The 19,957-nt window shown below is 25.3% G+C and carries 18 protein-coding genes; 8 read left to right on the top strand and 10 right to left on the bottom strand.

The annotated features are described in order from the left end of the window. Window positions 1-10: 10 nt before the first annotated feature. A complete protein-coding gene (locus BHYOB78_RS10355; protein ID WP_020064066.1) occupies window positions 11-622 on the top strand; it encodes a 4'-phosphopantetheinyl transferase family protein in 612 nt (203 codons plus the stop codon). Between the two features lie 91 nt (window positions 623-713). After that, window positions 714-1,712: a FecR family protein gene (locus tag BHYOB78_RS10350; protein WP_012670732.1), complete on the top strand. Its 999-nt coding sequence runs from the start codon at window positions 714-716 to the stop codon at window positions 1,710-1,712. 13 nt (window positions 1,713-1,725) lie between these two features. Here BHYOB78_RS10350 and BHYOB78_RS10345 read toward each other — a convergent pair whose 3' ends face one another. Beyond that, on the bottom strand, window positions 1,726-3,192 hold the full coding sequence (locus tag BHYOB78_RS10345; RefSeq protein WP_020064065.1) for a tetratricopeptide repeat protein: 1,467 nt from the start codon (window positions 3,190-3,192) through the stop codon (window positions 1,726-1,728). A 165-nt stretch (window positions 3,193-3,357) separates the two neighbouring features. Here BHYOB78_RS10345 and rplU point away from each other — a divergent pair, with 165 nt between their 5' ends. From rplU to rpmA, 3 genes are read left to right on the top strand one after another with little or no spacing between them, the layout of a single operon-like run. Further along, on the top strand, window positions 3,358-3,669 hold the full coding sequence (gene rplU, locus BHYOB78_RS10340) for a 50S ribosomal protein L21 (RefSeq protein WP_008722750.1): 312 nt from the start codon (window positions 3,358-3,360) through the stop codon (window positions 3,667-3,669). Continuing rightward, window positions 3,669-4,025: a ribosomal-processing cysteine protease Prp gene (locus BHYOB78_RS10335; protein WP_012670729.1), complete on the top strand. Its 357-nt coding sequence runs from the start codon at window positions 3,669-3,671 to the stop codon at window positions 4,023-4,025. Before rplU ends, BHYOB78_RS10335 begins: the two co-directional genes overlap by 1 nt. Beyond that, entirely contained in the window at window positions 4,015-4,269 is a 255-nt protein-coding gene (gene rpmA, locus BHYOB78_RS10330) for a 50S ribosomal protein L27 (protein ID WP_012670728.1), read from the top strand. Before BHYOB78_RS10335 ends, rpmA begins: the two co-directional genes overlap by 11 nt. 228 nt (window positions 4,270-4,497) lie before the next feature. Here the strand turns inward: rpmA and BHYOB78_RS10325 are convergent, their stop codons facing one another. The 8 genes from BHYOB78_RS10325 to BHYOB78_RS10290 all read right to left on the bottom strand — a co-directional run bounded on the left by BHYOB78_RS10325 (window position 4,498) and on the right by BHYOB78_RS10290 (window position 15,020). After that, a complete protein-coding gene (locus BHYOB78_RS10325; protein WP_020064064.1) occupies window positions 4,498-5,577 on the bottom strand; it encodes a hypothetical protein in 1,080 nt (359 codons plus the stop codon). Between the two features lie 89 nt (window positions 5,578-5,666). Then, window positions 5,667-6,947: a hypothetical protein gene (locus BHYOB78_RS10320; RefSeq protein ID WP_020064063.1), complete on the bottom strand. Its 1,281-nt coding sequence runs from the start codon at window positions 6,945-6,947 to the stop codon at window positions 5,667-5,669. Window positions 6,948-7,304: 357 nt separating this feature from the next. After that, window positions 7,305-8,723 carry a hypothetical protein gene (locus BHYOB78_RS10315; protein ID WP_020064062.1) on the bottom strand — a complete coding sequence of 473 codons (1,419 nt, stop codon included), beginning with the start codon at window positions 8,721-8,723 and terminating at the stop codon, window positions 7,305-7,307. A gap of 316 nt (window positions 8,724-9,039) precedes the next feature. Then, a complete protein-coding gene (locus tag BHYOB78_RS10310) occupies window positions 9,040-10,467 on the bottom strand; it encodes a hypothetical protein (RefSeq protein ID WP_028331294.1) in 1,428 nt (475 codons plus the stop codon). 215 nt (window positions 10,468-10,682) lie between these two features. Then, window positions 10,683-11,129, bottom strand: coding sequence for a hypothetical protein (locus BHYOB78_RS10305; protein ID WP_020064060.1), 447 nt, complete (start codon window positions 11,127-11,129; stop codon window positions 10,683-10,685). 463 nt (window positions 11,130-11,592) lie between these two features. After that, window positions 11,593-13,467 (bottom strand): ankyrin repeat domain-containing protein, encoded by a 1,875-nt coding sequence (locus BHYOB78_RS10300; RefSeq protein ID WP_020064059.1) that lies wholly within the window; start codon window positions 13,465-13,467, stop codon window positions 11,593-11,595. Between the two features lie 80 nt (window positions 13,468-13,547). Continuing rightward, a complete protein-coding gene (locus BHYOB78_RS10295) occupies window positions 13,548-14,102 on the bottom strand; it encodes a DUF2271 domain-containing protein (RefSeq protein ID WP_020064058.1) in 555 nt (184 codons plus the stop codon). Window positions 14,103-14,510: 408 nt separating this feature from the next. After that, window positions 14,511-15,020 carry a nitroreductase family protein gene (locus BHYOB78_RS10290; RefSeq protein ID WP_012670720.1) on the bottom strand — a complete coding sequence of 170 codons (510 nt, stop codon included), beginning with the start codon at window positions 15,018-15,020 and terminating at the stop codon, window positions 14,511-14,513. Between the two features lie 352 nt (window positions 15,021-15,372). Between BHYOB78_RS10290 and BHYOB78_RS10285 the strand changes: the two genes are divergently transcribed. From BHYOB78_RS10285 to BHYOB78_RS10275, 3 genes are all read left to right on the top strand, one after another. Continuing rightward, window positions 15,373-16,428 carry a DNA adenine methylase gene (locus tag BHYOB78_RS10285; protein ID WP_020064057.1) on the top strand — a complete coding sequence of 352 codons (1,056 nt, stop codon included), beginning with the start codon at window positions 15,373-15,375 and terminating at the stop codon, window positions 16,426-16,428. A 127-nt stretch (window positions 16,429-16,555) separates the two neighbouring features. Further along, the gene (locus BHYOB78_RS10280) at window positions 16,556-17,092 is read left to right on the top strand and encodes a 5-bromo-4-chloroindolyl phosphate hydrolysis family protein (protein WP_012670718.1); all 537 of its coding nucleotides are present in this window, start codon (window positions 16,556-16,558) and stop codon (window positions 17,090-17,092) included. Window positions 17,093-17,120: 28 nt separating this feature from the next. Further along, window positions 17,121-18,464, top strand: a complete 1,344-nt coding sequence (locus BHYOB78_RS10275; protein WP_020064056.1) for a toxic anion resistance protein — start codon at window positions 17,121-17,123, stop codon at window positions 18,462-18,464. Between the two features lie 81 nt (window positions 18,465-18,545). Here the strand turns inward: BHYOB78_RS10275 and BHYOB78_RS10270 are convergent, their stop codons facing one another. Then, window positions 18,546-19,934, bottom strand: coding sequence for a sodium-dependent transporter (locus BHYOB78_RS10270; protein ID WP_020064055.1), 1,389 nt, complete (start codon window positions 19,932-19,934; stop codon window positions 18,546-18,548). Between the last annotated feature and the right edge of the window lie 23 nt (window positions 19,935-19,957).

The raw sequence follows: 19,957 nt of genomic DNA, 5'->3' as shown, positions 1-19,957 counted from the left end.
AAGGCAATTTATGACTTATTTAGAATATAATTTCAATGATAATGAAAGTAGGGCAGAAGCAAGGAAAAATTTAGAGAATTTAATTATTTCTATGGCTCAAAATCATTATAATAAAAATAATCTTATTATAGAAAGAGAAGAGAATAAAAAGCCTTATTTTAAAAATGCAAATAATTTATATTTTAACGGTACACATAGTTCAGATTTATTCGCTGCTGTTATGAGCGATGAATACAATGTTGGGATAGATGCTGAAAAGATAAGAGAAAGAGATTATTTTGCCATTGCTGAAGAATATTTTTATAAAAGCGAGATTGAATACCTTAAAAATACTCATAAATTAGAAATAGATTTTTTTACTATATGGACTATTAAAGAAGCGTATATAAAAATGCTTGGAAAAACTATTTTTGATATAAAAAATTCTGTAGAAGTTGATTTAATTGAGAGGGAAGTAAGAAATGCTGATAATATATTTTTTGCTTCTTTTATACTTGATGATTCATATATAATAAGTATATGTTTTGATACAAAAAATGATGTTGATTTAAACATTCAGGATTTTAATTTGAATATGCTATTTGCTTATCCTGTATTACCTAATATAAATATAAATATGTAAATTTGATTTTATTGCTATTGACTTTTTTTATGCTAAATTATACACTTATATTACTTAGTGGTATTATGTATTAAAACTAAGGAGTATATTTATGCTTAATAGAATATTTTTATCAGCAATATTATTTGCTTTGTCATTTAGCAATATTTTATTATCACAGGATATCTCTTTTAAAGTTACAGGAATATCCGGCATAGCTTTTATAGAAAGACCTGACATAAATAAATCATTAAGAGCTTTCAGAGGAAGTGAAATACATAAAGAATATAGATTAAGAACATCAAGTAATACTCAAGTAGAACTTACTTTAAATAGAAGGGGAGATAAAATAGGAACTATAATAGTTCCTCAAAATAGTATATTACTTGTTAATGAGCCTATTTCAAAATATGATAGCAAAGTTTCTATATCTTTGTTAGAAGGTTATATAAAAGTAGATGTAAATAAGGATGCAGGAGCTTTGATTGAAATACATACTCCTACTACAACTTCTGTGGTAAGAGGTACTACTTTTGAAGTTGCTTTTGCAGAAGATGGTTCTACTATAGTTGTTCTTGATAATGGTGTTATAGATGTTGTTACTGATAATGACAAAGAAGTATTAAATTCAAAAAAGGCTTATATAAATACAATAGATGATCAATCTAAAATTATAAATCAAAGTTCTGACAGTGATCCTATAGTATTCTTAAATAGGGGAGAAGAAGCTTCAAGAGAAGATTATAAATATACTATAGAAAATTTAATGACTGCTATGGAAGGAATATCAGATGTAAATAATAATGAAAATTTTGTTTCATTAGTTAACATGGAAGAGGGTGAGAGTAAAATCAATGATCTTGAAATGAAGCATTATAGAATGATAGCTGCTAATGAAGGATATTATAATACTATAGTAAAATTAATAAATTTATACCCTGAAAAAAGAAATGAATTAATACAATATGCAAGAAAATCATTGGCTCTATATACAGCCAATCAGAAAGCAATAAATAAAATGAATTCAGCTGTTAGCAGAACAAGAGAAAAATTTGACAGAATAAAAAGAAAATTTGATGAGAGAATGATAAGTACTTCAGTATCTCAGTAATTATTATATCTTATTATAAATCAAATATGCTTATTATATCTGAATTTTTTCTGAATTTAGATACATAGAAATTTCTTTCATATTCAGCCAGAAGTATTTTAGCTCTTTTTATAAATTCATCCTCATCATAAACAATCAAATCTATATAAATATTGTATACTCCCATAGCTCCGCCAAGTACAATACCTATATCATATTCTTTTTCTCCGCTTGCTAGAACTTCTTTTTCTAATCTTTCTTGTATTTCATATCTTTCATTAAGTATTGTTTTTCTTGATTCATCATCATTTTTATAATCATAAGTATAATATAAAAATATTGCCTTTGCCCCGCATTTTGATATTTCTATTATATCATCTGTATTTTCATTATAATAATCATTAACAGTTTCATAATATGATGTAGTTCCTGCTATTATGTCATATCTTAATGTATCAGATTGTCTAGGTTCAGAGGTGTATGCTAAATATTGGTTTATAGGATCAGTTATTATTTTTTTTCTATGGAATGATAATGTTTTTTTCATGTATTTTTCTAATTCTGTGAGAGGTAGCATATTATTTAATTTTCTATTACTTATATCAGCATATCTTATATATACTCTGGATAAACCTTCTCCTATAGAATTTTCCATAATGAGGAAAAATATATTATAAGCTTCTTCTTTATCTAAATTATTTAAATCTTTATTATAAAAAACTAAATCAAATTTATCATTTTCATCATCAAATTCTATTTTTACAAATACATCCTGAATTTCTATTCTTTTATTATGAATTTCAATAGTGAAGTTTACACCATTAGAACTAGGAATATATGGAAGAAAAGTCCATTTTTCTTTTAATTTTTCAGGCATATCAGATATTATTCTTGGGGTGAGATAAAATAGATAATTTTTACCATCTATATTAAAAGTAAAATTATAGTTTCTTCCTATATTAAATGCTAAATTATCAGATATTATTTTTACGCCATGAGAGAGAAAATGAATTATATCTTTATTTTTATTTTTTATTATATCATCAATTTCTGTTTCATTTTCTTCAAACCATTTCCAAAATAATTTTACTCTTTGAGCGAAACTTAATTCTTTATCTTCATTTTCAAAACATAATGAATATAAATTCTTTATATTGTTTGATATTTCTGAGAAATTTTCTATATTTTTTTTATCATAATTTTCAAATAATTCTATAGCTTTACTAAAATATTGTTTAGCTGTATTTTTTTCATTTTTATGATAATAAGCATATCCTGTTCTATAATACCATAAAGGATCGAATAATCCCTCTTCTCTTATATACATTAGATTGTCTAATGCTTCATCATAATTATGTACATTATTTAAAGCTCTTGCAAATAATAAAATTATTTCATAATCTCTTTCATTCTCATTTATAGAATAAATAAGTTCTATTATTTTTTGATGCTTATTTTGATTATGCAATTCGTTAATTTTTTCTATAATTTTTTTACTCATTCAATATATATTACAATATTTTTGTAAAAAAATCTATTTATTTTAAGCAGTAATTTATGATAGTTTTTTGTTTTTATGCTTGACAAAATTAATTTAATGTAGTAATATAGAGTACTCATAGTATTGTATAAAATAAAAATATATATAAATTGGAGATAAGCAATAATGTATGCAATCGTAGAAGTAAAAGGTAAGCAATACAAGGTGGAAAAAGGTCAGGATATTTTAGTAGAATATCTAGGCGATGATGCTAAAGAAGCTCCTGAAATTAAAACTCTTCTTCTTAAAAAAGATGATGAAAGTGTTTTAGTAGGTACACCTTATGTTGATGGCGTTAAAGTAAGCTCTAAAATAGTAGAAATGATGAAAGGCGATAAAGTAGTTATCGGAAAACATAAAAGAAGAAAAGACTATAGAAGAAAAACAGGTCATAGACATAAATACCATAAGATAACTATTGAAGATATAGCTGTTTAATGGCTTCTTTTGTTAATGTAGTATATAATACAGAATTTATTATACAAAGCATAACAGTTGAAGGGCATGCAGGTATTAAAAAGTCGGGTGAAGGTTATGAAGTTTGTATAGCTTTGAGTGCATTAACACAGGCTATGTATAAAGCTTTGTTATCTATAGTTGAAAATAGATTTCTAAAGTATAAAATAAAAGATGGATTTTTGAGTTTAGAACTTGTTAATTTTGATAAACTTGAAAATGATAAAAAAATAGAGTATAAAATAGTTAGTAATGGATATTTGATAGGTATAAAATCTTTAATTAAAGAGTATCCTGATTTTATAAAATATAAAGAGGAGTATAAAAATGGCACATAAAAAAGGCGGCGGAAGTTCTAAAAACGGACGCGATAGTCAATCTAAACGTTTAGGTGTTAAAGTTTACGGCGGTCAGAAAGTTATATCAGGCAATATTATAGTTAGACAGCGCGGTACTCAATTCCATGCTGGAAGAAATGTTGATATAGGTCGCGATCATACTATATTTGCTACTGCTTCTGGTTATGTGAAGTTCCATACTAATAAATTCGGAAAGAAAACTATCTCTGTTGTAACTGAATAATAAATGAACTATTGAAAATATTATATCTCAGCTGATAATTAATAATTAGCTGAGATATTTTTGTTTCTTTTATAGTATAGTACTGTCATAATATTTTAAATTTTTATTATTCATCTTTATTTATTGTTTATCTAAAAATTGTATAATTTATTTTACTATTTTATTTTTAACTACAAACTTTTCTAAAATATATAACAATCTAATAATTTACTTTTTAAGAAATTAAAATCAATTAAATAAATAAGCCAAATAATGTTCTTTATTTATATAGTCTTTTATATTTTTATAATCAATAAATATTTTTCCGCAGCCTTTTTCTTTCATTATTATAATAAATGAATCTGTCACTAAAAAAATTAAATTATCTATATTAGAATAAAAATCACTAGGAGCATTGTATTCTTTTAGTAATTTTTCAGTATCATTTACTAAATCTTTTAAATAGGGAGTAACTAATTTTTGATTATTCAAATCATAAATTAGAAAAACATTATTTATTATAATTTCTTTACTATCTTCTGTTTTTATAAGTCTTTTATAAATACAAATAGTTTTTTCATCATAGTATAATATATTAAAAGCATATAAATCTTTGATATCAACAAAATATTTTTGTAATTCATAAACAGAAAATTTTTTCAAAAATGAATTAATTTCATCTGAAAGTTCATTCTCTTTTTTATACTGAAAATCTTTTGAAAAACTAGATTCTCCGTTAATATCAAAATTTATCTTTTCTTTATTGTCTATAAATGCATAATAAAAATTAAATAAATAGTTAAGAATTATAATTAATTTTCTATAGTTTTTTAAATATCCAAATTTGTATATATTAAATTTTTTTATATTTATTTTAGGCTCGTTTATTAATTCAAAAACTCCTTCTATTTTTTTGGAATTAATCTCAATAATGTACTCAGCTTTTGAAATATTATTATTTTTAAAATTGATTTCTGCGATATTTTTTATATTAGATATTCTAAATTCTTCTTTACTATCATAATCAAAAACTTCTATTTTACTGCTGTTTCCTCTAATTTCATAAATACCAAATAAATCTGCATTATTTATAAAAATTTTACCCAGATATAAGTAATGTATGCCATCATCAACATTTTCAAATTTATTGCAGTAAATGTATATATTATTAATCTTATCTTTAAGTATTGTAAAAGTTATATCCTTTATTTCAAAATAAGGACGGTATTTATTTCTCATTAATAATTTAAAAATAATAATCAAAATAATAATAGAAATAATCAAAACAAGATATTCGTTATAGAGAATACTATATAATAATTCTTTCATAATCTTTATTTAACTCCAAAAATTATAATTTAATAGTCAATTAATACAAATAGTAAAAATTAAAAAACTAAATTTTTTAGATATAAAAATCAATTAAACAAATAAGCCAAATAATGCTCCTTATTTATATACTCTTTCATATTATTATAATCTATAAATATTTTTCCATAGCCTTTTTCTTTCATTATTATAATAAATGAATCAGTTACACCAAAAATTAAACTATCTATATTAGAATAAAAATCTTTAGGGGCATTATATTTTTTTAATAATGCTTCGGGGTCATTTATTAAGTCTTTAAGATAAGGGCTTATTAATTTTTGACTTTCTAACTCAAATGTCATAAACATATTATCTATTTCAGAAAGTTTTAAATCTTCTAGCTTTGAAACTCTTTTATATAAAGATATTGTTTTATCATCATAGTATAATATATTAAAACTTTTAAACTCTTTAAGTTCATTATAATAATCAGCATAATTATCAATATAATTTAATATACTCTCATCCATTAATGATTTCCAATGTCTGTTTTTAGACTCTTTTACATACGATTCTACTATATCCTTATTTTCATTTATTTTATCTTTCAAAAACTTATCTGAAAATTTTTCAACTCCATTAATAGAAGAATTTATTTTTTCTTTTCCATTTATAAAAAGATAATCAAAATTAAATACATTGAGAGAAAATATTCTCTCAGAACTGAATAAAATACTTTTATCATTATACAACCCCAATATGTCTGTATTATGCAGTCTTATTATTTCTGCTTCATCTTCTCTTATGATTTCAAAAGTTCCTTCTATTTTTACAGGCTCTCTTAAAGTTTTTTTAATATTATCGCCAACATAGTCAACAATACTGTCATAAGGCTTAAACTCAATAACATACTCAATTTCTGATTTTGATGTATCATCTAATTTTGTCTTGAATTTTATTTCAGCAAAAGTTTCAGCATCATATCTAGAAGATTTATTACCCTCTGATGAGTGTTTATTAATTAAAATTGGATTATCTTTATCATAATAATTATCAACTCCTATTCTTTCAGATGAAAAGTAAACATCATTTATAATAAAGCCATTATCATTATTTATATATACTCTTCCTAAATATGGAAACACATTATCTCTAGGAAAATATAAATTATTATAATTATCATTTTTTTGGTGTTCATAAGCATAAACATATATATTGTTAACTTTGTCTTTAAGCATAAAAAAATTATTTTTATAAAATCTTACAGGATTTTTATTAGCCTTATTTTTAGGTATATTAATAATTATTATGACAGCAGCTATTAAAATTACTACTGCTAGCAAAATTATTATATCTTTATCCATAAATTTAGTTATTAAATTTTTCATTGTTTTCACGTTCTCCTATTATTGTTATGTTCGCCCACACGAAGTGTACCTACTTGGTACGCCTATAATAAGCTAGTGAGTGAACTTACTACTATGTGTGACTGTGGCAATGTGTAACCTGAATTTCATCGTATTATACTACATTTAAAATATATTTTCTACATATATAGTTAAAGTACTTGCGTTTTCGCGAAGCGTGCCGACGAAGTCTACCTGCGGTGTCGGCAGCAACTTTGGCGAAGCCCGCAGAGCGTGTGCGACAAAAAAGTTGATAATATATCTATAAAAATTCTATAAAAAATATAGAAATTTATAAAAATAATTGTATCAGTATATAAAAATTAATTATAAAAGCAATTATTGCCTATCAAAAAAACTAAATAAAGAATGACTTCTATTTAAATAATTTTTTAAATCAGCTGAAGAAATAAATATTCTACTTGCAATTTTTTCATGTGTATTTTCTAAATCATAATCTTTATCATTAAGAACTAGATTCGTGTATTCAGGCATTACTATAATTCCTGTATCTGTTAAAAGAAATATTAAACTATATATATTGTCATAAAAATAGTCAGGAACTATATATTTAGATAATAACTCTTTACTATCAGGAACTAAATCTCTTAAATAAGAACTTATACTTTTTTCTCCGTTTAATTCAAATATAAAAGAATGATTCTTTACTGTAGCTTCATCTCTTATTTCATCTGCTTTTACAGTTCTTTTATATATACATATTAATTCATCATCATAGTATAATATATCAAAGCATCTAAAGTCTTTAAGCTTCTTATAGTATATAATACCAATTTCATCAGCATAATACCCTTTATTTTGATCATAATGATGGAATTTTTCTATAATAAGCTCTTTATTTTTTAATTCTTCTTCAAGTTCTCTTCCTTTTTTTTCTTTAAAATTTTCATCAAAATTGTAAGCTCCGCTGATAACTGAATTTATTCTTTCTTTGCCTCTAATAAAAGGATAATTGAAATTAAATAAATAATTAGTAAGCATTTTTCTTACTTCATCCATACCAAGGTAAGCTGAAAATTTATCATTAGTAAAAGTAGTCTGTTCTACTGGAATATAAAACTCTCTTATTTCAATTTCAGGTTTTCTAATAACTTCAAAAACCCCTTCTACTTTTCCGCCTTGAATATCCATAGTATATTCAATTTCTGATGTTCTTTCATAATTGAATTCTCTTTTGAATTTTATCTTTAATAAAATTTCTCTATTCTTTTCTTTTGAATTCCATTTATTAAATTTAAATGATTCTTTCCATGACGTTTCATAAGGAAGATATGATTTAAATTGCTTTTCCTTTAGTCTTTCAAAATAATCCATATCATAATCACGGTAAACATTAATTTCATTATTATTTAATTCATTAGTTTCACGAATCATTAATTTATTTTCACTATTTATAAACATTTGACCTGTAAAAGAAGCAAAATATTCATGTGCGAAATTATCAAATTTTACATTCAATACATGCTTAATTTTACCGCTATGTTTTCTGTACCATTCATCATAATTATTATCTTTATATTTATAGTAATTAATATATATATTATTTGTTTTATCTTTCAGCATGAAAATTTTTTTTTCATACACCAATATTTTATTTTTAGCATACCATTTTTTTGCTTCCTTCTCAATTTTAAAAATTACAACTAAAAAAATGGCAACAGCTCCAAACAAAACAGGCCAAAAATAGTCACTAATAAGAAAAAGTCTTAATGGTTCCAATATTCCAAATGATATCATAAATAACTCCTATTGTTGCTCTGCCCGCCGCTGCCATATATAAGCTAGTGAGTGAACTTACTGCTATGTGTGTGCGGCAATGTGTAACTTGAATTTCAGCGTATTTATACTACATTTAAGATATATTCTCTACATATAGAGTTAAAGTACTTGCGTTTTCGCAAAGCGTGCCGACGAAGTCCACCTGCGGTGTCGGCAGCAACTTTGGCGAAGCCCGCAGAGCGTGTGCGGCAAAAAAGTTGATAATATATCTATAAAAATATAGAAATTTACAAAAATAATTGTTTCAGTATATGAAAATTAATTATAAAAATAATTATTGCCTATCAAAAAAATTAAATAAATAATGACTTTTATTTAGATAATTTTTTAAATGCTCTGTAGGTATGAATATTCTTTCTGCAATTTCTTCATATTCATCTGCAGAGTCATTAATATCTAGATCAGGATATTCAGGCATTACTATAATTCCTGTATCTGTTAAAAGAAATATTAATTTCCTCATATTATTATAAAAATTATCAGTAAGTTCATAATTAGATAATAATTCTTTACTATCAGAAACCAAATCTCTTAAATAAGAACTTATACTTCTTTCACTATCCAATTCAAATATAAGAGAATTATTCTTTACCATAGCTTCTTTACTTTCTGCATCTGCTTCTACAGTTCTTTTGTATACGCATATTACTTCATTATCATAGTATGATATATCAAGGCATCTAAAGTCTTTAAATTTCCTATAATATATAAGACCAATATAATCTAAAGGACAGAATATATCAAAAAGAGCATTTTTATGGTTCAATTTCTCTTCAAGTTTTTTTCCTTTTTCTTGTTTGAATCTTTCATCAAAATTATAAGCTCCGCTGATAGCCATATTTATTTTTTCTTTTCCTTTAATAAAAGGATAATTGAAATTAAATAAATAATTAGTAAGCATTTTCTTTGTTTCATCAACTCCCAAACCATCATATTTGTAAGACAGTTTATCAGGAAAACTCATCTGTTCAATTGGAATATAAAATTGTTTTACTTCTATTTCAGGCTTTCTAATAACTTCAAAAACTCCTTCTATTCTTTTATTTTCAATATCCATTGTATATTCAATTTTAGATGTTCTTTCATAATCTAATTCTTTTCTGAATTTTATAGTTGCCAACTGATCTCTTACATCTTCTTTTGAATACCAACCCTCAAATTTAGGTTTATCATTTGGATTAAATTCATAATATTGAAAAGGGGTTTCTATTTCGTATTGTCTGTAATATAAATCCTTAAAATATTTTTTGTCATAATCATGGTAAACCACCATTTCATCTATGTATAATTTACTAGTTTCACGGATAATTAATTCATCGCCGTTATTTATAAATATTTGACTTGGGAAACGGTCAAAATATTCATTTGCAAAACCGTCAAATTGTCTTTTTATTCTACTTTCATCTTCTGCCCAATTATTGTTTAATGATAGTATATCCTCCATTTTAGATTTGTTGTCATTAAACCATTTGGCATAAGCATTATCTTTATATCTATAGCAATTAATATATATATTATTTACTTTATCTTTAAGCATAAAAAAATCTTTTCCATCTACTATTATTTTATTTTGAGAATACCATTTCTTGGAACGCTTCTTTATATACATAAAAATAATATAAAAAATAACAATAAAAACTATACCTAGAATAAACTTTGTATTTTCATTTTGATTCAAGAGAAAATCAAATATATTATCTATCATAATAAACTCCTATTGTTGTTATGCTCGCCCACACAAAGTGTGCCTACTCAGTTCGCCATATATAAGCTAGCTGGTTTAGGCTCACTTATTTTTGTTAGGATTAAATATAAATCCATTATTAAAAAACTAATAAAGTGAATAAAAATTTAAAAATACGATTTTTTATATGCCACACTTATCGTATCTAATTATAATTTTATTCACTTAAAATATTATTTTCCTAATTTACTAAGACTAATTGAGTTAACTTGCTGTGTTCCATCATAAACAGATAGTTCAAGTGCTTCATTAGTAAATTTAAATTCTAAGTGAGCATCGTTTGAAGATATAGTTTTATAATGATTGTCTGCTGCTTGTGATAATTTACTATTTCCTATATCTCCTTTTATAGCTCTGTCGCTTTCCATTACAATGTCTACACACTTTTTTACAACTTCTATTGTAGATTCATCATTAGGGTAGTTAATTTCTATACCATCATAACCCACAATTATAAGAAGCGATTTCATATAGGTTTCATCAGCCGACATAAAATATTGACCGTATAGGTCTTCGGGGATATTTGTGTTTTTTTCTGTTTTTTTAGCACATGCAATATTAACAAATAAAAAAGTTGAAATTAATAAAAAGAATGAAAATTTTAAAATTCTACCTTTCATATCATATAACCTCCTATGGTATGGTATTATATAAAAAATTAGAATTATGTCAATGAAAATTCATTTTATACTAAAATATTTTATATTTTTTTATTTATCTTCATTAAAAAATATAGTATTGAATCATACTAAAAATAATATATACTGCAAATTTTTAAATTTGTCAATTTTTTGTTGTTTTTTTTTCCCGCCGCATACGCTCTGCTGACTTCGTCAAAGAACCTTATATCCTCGATAAACTCGGATACGCTTCGCGAAAGTGCAAGTATAAAATTAGTACTAAATAATATTAATTTTGTCTTACTTGTAAGATAAAATATTAAATTTAAGCTAAAATATAGCCTTTTTGCTTCTTTGTGGCAACAAAAGAAGTGGGGTGCTGCACTCCGTGTACTTCGTAAGGGCAAAGCCCTGCAAATATTTTAAATTTTAAAAATATTATTTGTTTAGGTATGTACAAAAATTAATCAAATAAATAAGACAAATAATGATCTTTATTAATATTATATTTTATATCATCTAAAGGAATAAATATTTTTTTATGCCCCTTATCTTTCATTAATATGATACCGGCTTCTGTTATAAGAAAAATTAAATTGTCTGTATCATTATAAAAGTTTTTAGGAACATTATATCTTTTTAATATCTCATCAGCATTATTAACAAAATCTTTAAAATAAGGACTTATTAATTTTTCATTATCTAAATCAATTATGAGCGATATATTATTTACTATAAGATTATTATTAGCTTCTATCTTAGCAAATCTCTTGTATACGCATATTGTTTTATCATCAAAATAAACTATATTATCAGCATTATAAAAATCTTTAAGTTTATCATAGTATTTAGTTTTAATATCATTAAATAACATACTCTCATGTTTCTTTAAAATCTGTTCAACATTTATCTTCAATTCATTTGTTTTCTCAGAAAATGATTTATTATCTCCGTTTATATATGAATTAATTTTATCATTGTTTTTTATATTGAAATGATAGAGATCAAATAAATAGCGAAGAATATTTATCAAATGATTAGATTTTGCTATCTTTTTAAATATTAATTTAAAATATTCTACCTTAATATCAGGATTTCTATTAACTTCAAAAACTCCATTTATAATTTTAGAATCAGATATTTCCACAATATAGTTAATTTCCTTTTTATCACTATTTATAAAATCATAAAGAGAACAATCAAATTTTATAATGGCTTTTTCATTTCTTTCTATAATAATATCATACCAGCTAAAATATTCTTTGTCATTTTGTTTATTATCATCAAAACAATAAATAGAAATATAATTATCCATAAAATTACTGAGTATATTATAATACCCTTTTATCTTATCATTATTTATAAATATATTTCCAAAACAACCACTAATTACAGATAATAGTCTGCCATAATAAGCATAACAGTAAATATACATATTATTTACTTTATCTTTAAAAGTTATAAACGTTACTGTATTTTGATAAATAGTAGGAATATATCTTCTTTTATATGCTTTAATAAAAATAATAATAACAGCTATAAGAATAGCTATAAGAATTAAATATTTACCAAATACCAATTTAAAATAATATAAAAAATTATCAGTTTTAGCTCCGTTTAAAACCAATATGGCAGCTATATCTTCATTGCCTTTATCAAGTGCTATTTCAAGCCCTTTGTCTAAGTCCATTTTGAATTTATTTCCAAAGAATAAAAATTTCTTTTTTAATAGCCTTTTTAACATAGGTTCATTTTCTTGATTAACTGCCAACAAAAACTCATCATTTATATCATCATCGTTTTTATAATGTTTCAAGATAATTTCAACAACATCATAAGCATAATCATCTACAGCACTGTAAAGGGCTGTTTTACCATTAATAGATTTTTGATAAACATCAGCATTATTTTCAAGTAAGAACTCTACTATATCAGTGCTGCCTCTATATCCTGAATAAGTATAAAGCAAGGTATATCCGTCATATACTCCGTTTATATCATATTTCTGTATAAACTTCTTAACATCTTCTAAATCCCCATAACCTTCTGCAGTATTTTGATATTCATATTCTAAACTTTCTATTTCTATAACATTATATTTTTTATAAAGTTCTATTTTTTCTTTTAATACTTTTTCTACTGCCTTTTTTGCTAAGTTTTCCATATATTCTTTAGGGTCTTTTGCCATTTCTTTTAATTCATCTTTATTTGTAAACATTTTATCAAAAAGATTTTTATAGTAATTGGTGTCATATTCCTGAGAATATAGAAATAAAGATGTTATTATTAAGAAAATAAAAGATACAATTATTATAAAAATATTTTTATTTTTTAACATATTTTACCCTCATAAATATTAGAAAGGTTTTATATTATACTATAGAAGTGTATATGTCAATATAATAGAGTAAATTGCATTTAAGGCATGAAACTTACATTTACATTTTTTATTATATCTATTTTTTGAGCTTCAGGTTTTGAGTATTTAGCTGATGCTTTTTGAGAATTAGCCTGATTTCCTATATTTATAACAGAAGTATAAAGTACATTATTATCCTGATATATAGTAGCTTCAACAACTATTCTGTAAGTGCCGTCTTTTACTATGTTTCCTTGATTATCTTTGCAGTCCCAAACTATATTAACTTTGCCTTGTTTTGGTGTAGATTTTGATACAGCATCAATTATTTTTTTATCTATACTTTGAGCATTAGCTTTTTTCTGCCAATTATTTAAAGATTGCTTTCTATATGTCCAGCCTTCTCTTCTTCCTGTAAAATCTGTAATATATATTGTGGCTATATAGTTTCCGTTATTATCTTCAGCCCAAACAGCTATTTGATTGCTTGAATAACCTGGTCTTTTTGTATAATCGAAACTTATATTAACTTTTTTAGTAGCATTTTGAGCATAGTTTTCATTTATGAATGATACAGCAAAAATCATAAATAATATAATAAAAATTTTTTTCATAAATAATCTCCTAATAATAAATTTTGTTTTTATTTTTTTATCATATATTTATAATTTTATATTAATATACTGAAAATTTTTAAGTTTGTCAATTTTTTATCGTTCTTTTTCCCGCCGCAAAAAGAACCAGACGAAGTCCGCCTGCGGCGAAAGTGCAAGTATGAAATTAGTACTAAATCATACTAAAATTATATTATATGTAGGATAATTTATTAAATTTAAGTTTAAATGTAGCCTTTCGCCGAAGGCGGGCTGTGCCTGCTTCTCGCCGTAGGCGGGCTTCGCCTGTGGCAATACCACAGGCACTCCCTTCGGTCGCAAAAGAAGTGGGGTGTGGGGGCTAGTCCCCACAAATAATAAAAATAATAAAATAATTTTTGACAAATATAGTTGTTTAGATATATATTATCAATACTTTTCATAATGTATTTTATTAGGCTCAAATCTGTCTGGCATTGCAGGCTCTCCGTCAGGATAACCAATAACAACTATTCCTAAAGGCTTAATATGATCAGGTAAATTAAATATTTTTATTATTTCATTCATTCTCTCTTCACGAGGAGCAACACCAATCCAAACGCTTCCTAAATCTTTAGCTTTTGCTGCAAGCATCAAATTTTCTAAAGCTGCAGAACAGTTTTGCTGCCAATAAAGCTGACCTGATTCATCGGATAAATCTCCGCATACAACTATAGCTAATGTAGCAGTATCTAGCATTTTAGCATAAGGGTGAGAGTTCATGATTTTATCTAATGTTTCTCTGTTTTTTACTACTATAAACTCCCAATTTCTTCTGTTGTTGGCAGAAGGTGCATACATAGCTGCTCTAAGCATATATTCTATCTTTTCATCTTCAACCTGTTTTCCTTTAATATATTTTCTTATGCTTCTTCTTGTAAATAAAATATCTTCACTCATATAAATCTCTCCTTAAAATTATTTCTTATTATTGCTATACTCGATTTCGGCCAAAGTCTCAAATAGTAAATTAAGTTACACAAGTTTTTTGGCTCGATTTTTATTATATATATTTAATATCAATAAAAAATAACTAAATCTATATAATTTTTTTATATAATAGCTCTATAACATTTTAAAGTTATTATATAATAAATATTGAAAAATTAAAATTGTTAGAATACTAAAATTTATATATTAACAAATTATATTATAGAGTGGGGTAGTTATAATAAGATTAAAAAATTATTTATATACTATAGTTTTTATGTTAAAGTTTTGTATATTGTTAATGAACACAAAGGTATAATTTATGAATTATATAGGAAGTAAATTATCATTACTAGATTTTTTATATGAATCTATAATTTCTGTAATAGATAGTGATTGCCATACATTATGCGACTTGTTTGCAGGCACAGGTATTGTCGGAAAGTATTTTAAATCTAAAAATTTCTCAATTATAGCTAATGATATTCAGTATTACAGTTATGTTTTAAATAAGCATTATATAGAAAATCATAAATATTTGGATTTTAATGGTTTATGTGAAGAAATAAAAGAATTAAAAGAAGCCGATATTAAAGAAAAATATATAATTGTATGCGAGTATTTAAATAATATAGATTATAAAAGAGGTTTTATTTATAATAATTATTCTTTAGGAGGCACTAAAGATAAAGAACATAAGAGAATATACTTTTCAGATGAAAATGCTATGAAATGCGATGCCATAAGAATGAAAATAGAGGAATGGTTTAATGATAATAAGATTAATGAAAATGAATATTATTTTCTTCTTGCCAGCTTACTTGAAAATGTTGATAAATGTGCAAATACAGCTTCAGTTTACGGAGCATTTTTAAAAGATATAAAAAAAACGGCTTCAAAGACTTTCAATTATTTTCCTTGTGAATTTATTACAAGTGATATAGCTCATAAAGTATATAATGAAGATGCCAATAAATTAATAGAAAATATTAAAACTGATATATTATATTTAGATCCGCCATATAATAGAAGACAATATTCAGATAATTATCATATACTTGAAACTATAGCTAAATATGATGATCCTGTAATAAAAGGAAAAACGGGACTTAGAAATGACAGAATAAAATCATTATACTGCAATAAGAATTATGTTTATAATGCATTTGAAGAGTTAATAAATAAAGCTAATGCTAAATATATATTTTTAAGCTATAATAATGAAGGTTTATTGTCATTGGAAGATATAAAGAAAATAATGTCAAAAAAAGGAAAATACGGATTATTTATTAAAGAATACAGCAGATTTAAAGCCGACAGCAAAAGATATAATTCTGCTTCAAAAACATTTGAATATCTTCATTATATTATAGTTTAAAATAATTAATATAATCTTGCAAATATTATGTTTATTGATTATAATATATACCAAGTAATGGTAAATATATTTTTACTTTATATTTAGTTTATAGTTTTATTAATTTAGTTTATTTTAGAGGATATATATGTCAAGAGATGAAGATGATTTTATTTTTCAGAAGTTAAGACAAAATATACAGAGAAATTTCCCAAGAGAAGACGATGCAAATAATTATAATCAAAATAATTATAAAAATGACAGTTATTCAAATAAAGATAGTTTAACAATTTTAGAAACAGAAAGAAATATATATAAAATTACAGATTTCTCTCAAAAAATAGATGATCCGGAGCTTACTCCTGCATTAAAAGAAATGATAGGTATATTAAAAGAAATGGTTTCATATTCTAAAGCTAATAAAGAGGGAGAGAAAAGACTAGAAAAAATAAATGAATATCATCTTCCTACAGCTATAAAAATGCTTAATTCTTATATAGATTTTTGTAATTTTCCTGTAAAAAATGAAAATATGCAAAAAACAGCACAGGAAATAGAAGATGTTATAATAAAATTAAATGAAGCATTGAAAAAAATGCTTGTAGAAATGAATCAGAATAAATTAATGGATATAAACAGCGATATAGATGTATTAAAAAACATGCTTGATAAAGATGGTTATTAATTAAAAAATAAATAATTGGAGAGGTTCTATGGAAAATAATAACTTAGAAAATAATCAACAGCCTAATAATATTCAAGATCAAAATATTGTAAATGCCCAGCCTATGCAGCAAAATGCAATGCCTAATAATATGCAGGGACAGAATTTTGTAAATGCCCAGCCTATGCAGCCAAATGTAATGCCTAACAATATACAAGGTCAGAATGTTATAAATGTTCAGCCTGTGCAGCAAAATGCAATACCTGTTAATATGCAGGGGCAAAACTTTGTGAATACACAGAATTATCAGCCTCAGAATTCAGCACAGCAAGTATTAAATGATATGAACAGCGTTTCAAATGGACAATTTACACCTGAAGATTTGGCAAAAATAAATCAATTATCGAATAGTATTAATTTACAGGATTCAGTATCTATAATGTCTTACGGATCAGCAGCTCAAAATAAAATGATACAGTTTTCCGAAAATACTTTAAGTAATGTTATGAATAAAGATTTAGGCGAAGTAGGAGAGGCTATTACTGATGTTATAACAGAACTTAAAGGTTTTGATATAGAAAATGAGACTAAAGGAAAAGGTTTATTTGGATTCTTCAGGAAAGCTGCTAATAATATTACTAAATTAAAAGCTAAATATACTAGTGTAGAAGCTAATATTGATAGCATTGTAAAAAATTTAGAAGCTCATCAAAGAAATCTTCTAAAAGACATAAGTATTTTAGACCAAATGTATAATTATAATCTAGAATATTTGAAAGAACTTGAAATTTATATAGAGGCAGGAAAACAGAAACTTAATCATTTAATGGCTAATGAAATACCTGCTTTAGAATCAAAGGCTATTGCAAGTAATACTGCTGAAGATGCGCAAATGGCTAGAGATTTTAAAGATTTAGCTAATAGATTTGAAAAAAGAATACATGATTTAGAGCTTACAAAGACAATTTCTATACAAACAATACCTCAAATACGTTTGGTTCAGAATAATAATGTTATAATGACAGAAAAAATTCAATCAACTATAACAAATACAATACCTCTTTGGAAGAATCAAATGGTTCTTGCTATAGGACTTCATCATTCTAATGAGGCAGCAAAAGCACAAAGAGCCGTTACTGATACTACAAATGAGCTACTTAGAAAGAATGCAGACATGCTTAAAACTTCTACTATAGAAACAGCTAAAGAATCAGAAAGAGGAATAGTTGATATTGAAACTTTAAAACATACAAATCAGCAGTTAATATCTACTTTAGATGAGGTTATGAAAATACAGACTGAGGGCAGAGAAAAAAGAAGAGCAGCAGAGCTAGAACTTAGAAATATAGAAAACGAACTTAAAACAAAAATATTGAATGTATCTAGAGAATAAATTATTTTCTAATATAAAATAAAAAGCTCATCTGTATATTTTATATAGATGAGCTTTTTTATTATCAATGTTATAAATATATCAGATAAAAAATCTGTTTATATAGTCAATTACAAATATTGCCAAAACTATGAAAGGCAGAATATATGAAACATAGAATCTAGCCCATTTAGGGAATTTCATTCCTTTTCCTGTATCGGCTTCTTTCATAAAATTATTCCAACCCCAGCCAAATTCTCTAGTACAGAATATCAGTATTATTATACCGCCTAAAGGAAGGAAATTATTGCTTACTAAAAAGTCTAAACCATCAGCTATAGTGCTTCCTTCTCCAAGAGGTTTTATAAATGATAATAAATTAAATCCTAAAGCTGTAGGCAAACTTAGTATAAATATAGTAATTGATACTATTATAGTAGTTTTTTTACGAGGCATTTTTGTTTCAGACATAGTAAATGCAATTAAATTTTCAAATACCGCTATAATAGTTGTAAGTGCAGCCATGGATAAGAATAAGAAAAATAATGCTCCCCATAATCTTCCTAAAACCATAGAATTAAATATATTAGGTAAAGTTAAAAATACTAATCCTGCGCCTTCTCCTGGGTTTATTCCGAAAGAGAATGTTGTAGGAAATATTACAAGTCCTGAAAGAAATGCTATTAAAGTATCAAGCCCCATAACCATTACAGATTCTCCTGTAAGAGAGTAATCTTTATCAATGTAGCTTCCGAATATAGTCATAGCTCCTATTCCAAGACTTAAAGTGAAGAATGACTGACCTATAGCAGCATAAGCAACAGAGAAAAATCCTTTAAGCCCTCCGCTGAACATTTTATTTGTATCAGGAAGTAAATAGAATTTAAGTCCTTCTTTAGCATTTGGAAGTGTAACTGCTCTTATTATAAGTACAAAAAGAACCAGCAAAAGAAGAGTCATCATTACCTTAGTAACCTTTTCAACACCATTTTCAAGTCCCATCATACATACAAATGTTGCTATTATAACAGTTACAGTCATCCAAAATATTAAAGTAGAAGGAGAAGCAAGAACAGAACCAAAGAACTCTCCAACCTGCTGGGGGGTAAGCCCTTGAAGTTTTCCTGCCGCCATAAAATAACAGTATGATAAACACCAACCGGCTACAGTAGTATAAAACATCATAAGAAGCACGCATCCGAATAATTGTATATATCCTACTATATGCCATTTATATCCTGGCTTTTGTAAAGCTCTATAAGAACCAGCTAAATCTCTTTTACCAGCTCTTCCCACTGAAAATTCCATTACAAGTATAGGAAGTCCTAATATTACAAGAGAAATTAAATAAAGAAGTACGAAAAGTGCTCCGCCGTACTTTCCTGTGATATAAGGAAATCTCCATACATTACCTAATCCTATGGCACATCCTGCCGAAACTAATAAAAAACCTAATCTGCTTGAAAGTTTTTCTCTATTATTATCATGCATAATTCACACCTACAATATATTTA

Origin of the sequence: Brachyspira hyodysenteriae ATCC 27164 (assembly GCF_001676785.2) — a bacterium.
In the GTDB taxonomy this organism is placed as follows: Bacteria; Spirochaetota; Brachyspiria; order Brachyspirales; family Brachyspiraceae; genus Brachyspira; species Brachyspira hyodysenteriae.
The sequence above is the reverse complement of the archived record's forward strand: the minus strand, read 5'-3'. Positions and strand labels throughout refer to the sequence as shown.

Bases quoted from the DNA above. Each gene is read 5' to 3' on its own strand.
- BHYOB78_RS10355 (WP_020064066.1), top strand. From the start codon at position 11: ATGACTTATTTAGAATATAATTTCAATGATAATGAAAGTAGGGCAGAA.
- BHYOB78_RS10350 (WP_012670732.1), top strand. From the start codon at position 714: ATGCTTAATAGAATATTTTTATCAGCAATATTATTTGCTTTGTCATTT.
- BHYOB78_RS10345 (WP_020064065.1), bottom strand. From the start codon at position 3,192: ATGAGTAAAAAAATTATAGAAAAAATTAACGAATTGCATAATCAAAAT.
- rplU (WP_008722750.1), top strand. From the start codon at position 3,358: ATGTATGCAATCGTAGAAGTAAAAGGTAAGCAATACAAGGTGGAAAAA.
- BHYOB78_RS10335 (WP_012670729.1), top strand. From the start codon at position 3,669: ATGGCTTCTTTTGTTAATGTAGTATATAATACAGAATTTATTATACAA.
- rpmA (WP_012670728.1), top strand. From the start codon at position 4,015: ATGGCACATAAAAAAGGCGGCGGAAGTTCTAAAAACGGACGCGATAGT.
- BHYOB78_RS10325 (WP_020064064.1), bottom strand. From the start codon at position 5,577: ATGAAAGAATTATTATATAGTATTCTCTATAACGAATATCTTGTTTTG.
- BHYOB78_RS10320 (WP_020064063.1), bottom strand. From the start codon at position 6,947: ATGAAAAATTTAATAACTAAATTTATGGATAAAGATATAATAATTTTG.
- BHYOB78_RS10315 (WP_020064062.1), bottom strand. From the start codon at position 8,723: ATGATATCATTTGGAATATTGGAACCATTAAGACTTTTTCTTATTAGT.
- BHYOB78_RS10305 (WP_020064060.1), bottom strand. From the start codon at position 11,129: ATGAAAGGTAGAATTTTAAAATTTTCATTCTTTTTATTAATTTCAACT.
- BHYOB78_RS10300 (WP_020064059.1), bottom strand. From the start codon at position 13,467: ATGTTAAAAAATAAAAATATTTTTATAATAATTGTATCTTTTATTTTC.
- BHYOB78_RS10295 (WP_020064058.1), bottom strand. From the start codon at position 14,102: ATGAAAAAAATTTTTATTATATTATTTATGATTTTTGCTGTATCATTC.
- BHYOB78_RS10290 (WP_012670720.1), bottom strand. From the start codon at position 15,020: ATGAGTGAAGATATTTTATTTACAAGAAGAAGCATAAGAAAATATATT.
- BHYOB78_RS10285 (WP_020064057.1), top strand. From the start codon at position 15,373: ATGAATTATATAGGAAGTAAATTATCATTACTAGATTTTTTATATGAA.
- BHYOB78_RS10280 (WP_012670718.1), top strand. From the start codon at position 16,556: ATGTCAAGAGATGAAGATGATTTTATTTTTCAGAAGTTAAGACAAAAT.
- BHYOB78_RS10275 (WP_020064056.1), top strand. From the start codon at position 17,121: ATGGAAAATAATAACTTAGAAAATAATCAACAGCCTAATAATATTCAA.
- BHYOB78_RS10270 (WP_020064055.1), bottom strand. From the start codon at position 19,934: ATGCATGATAATAATAGAGAAAAACTTTCAAGCAGATTAGGTTTTTTA.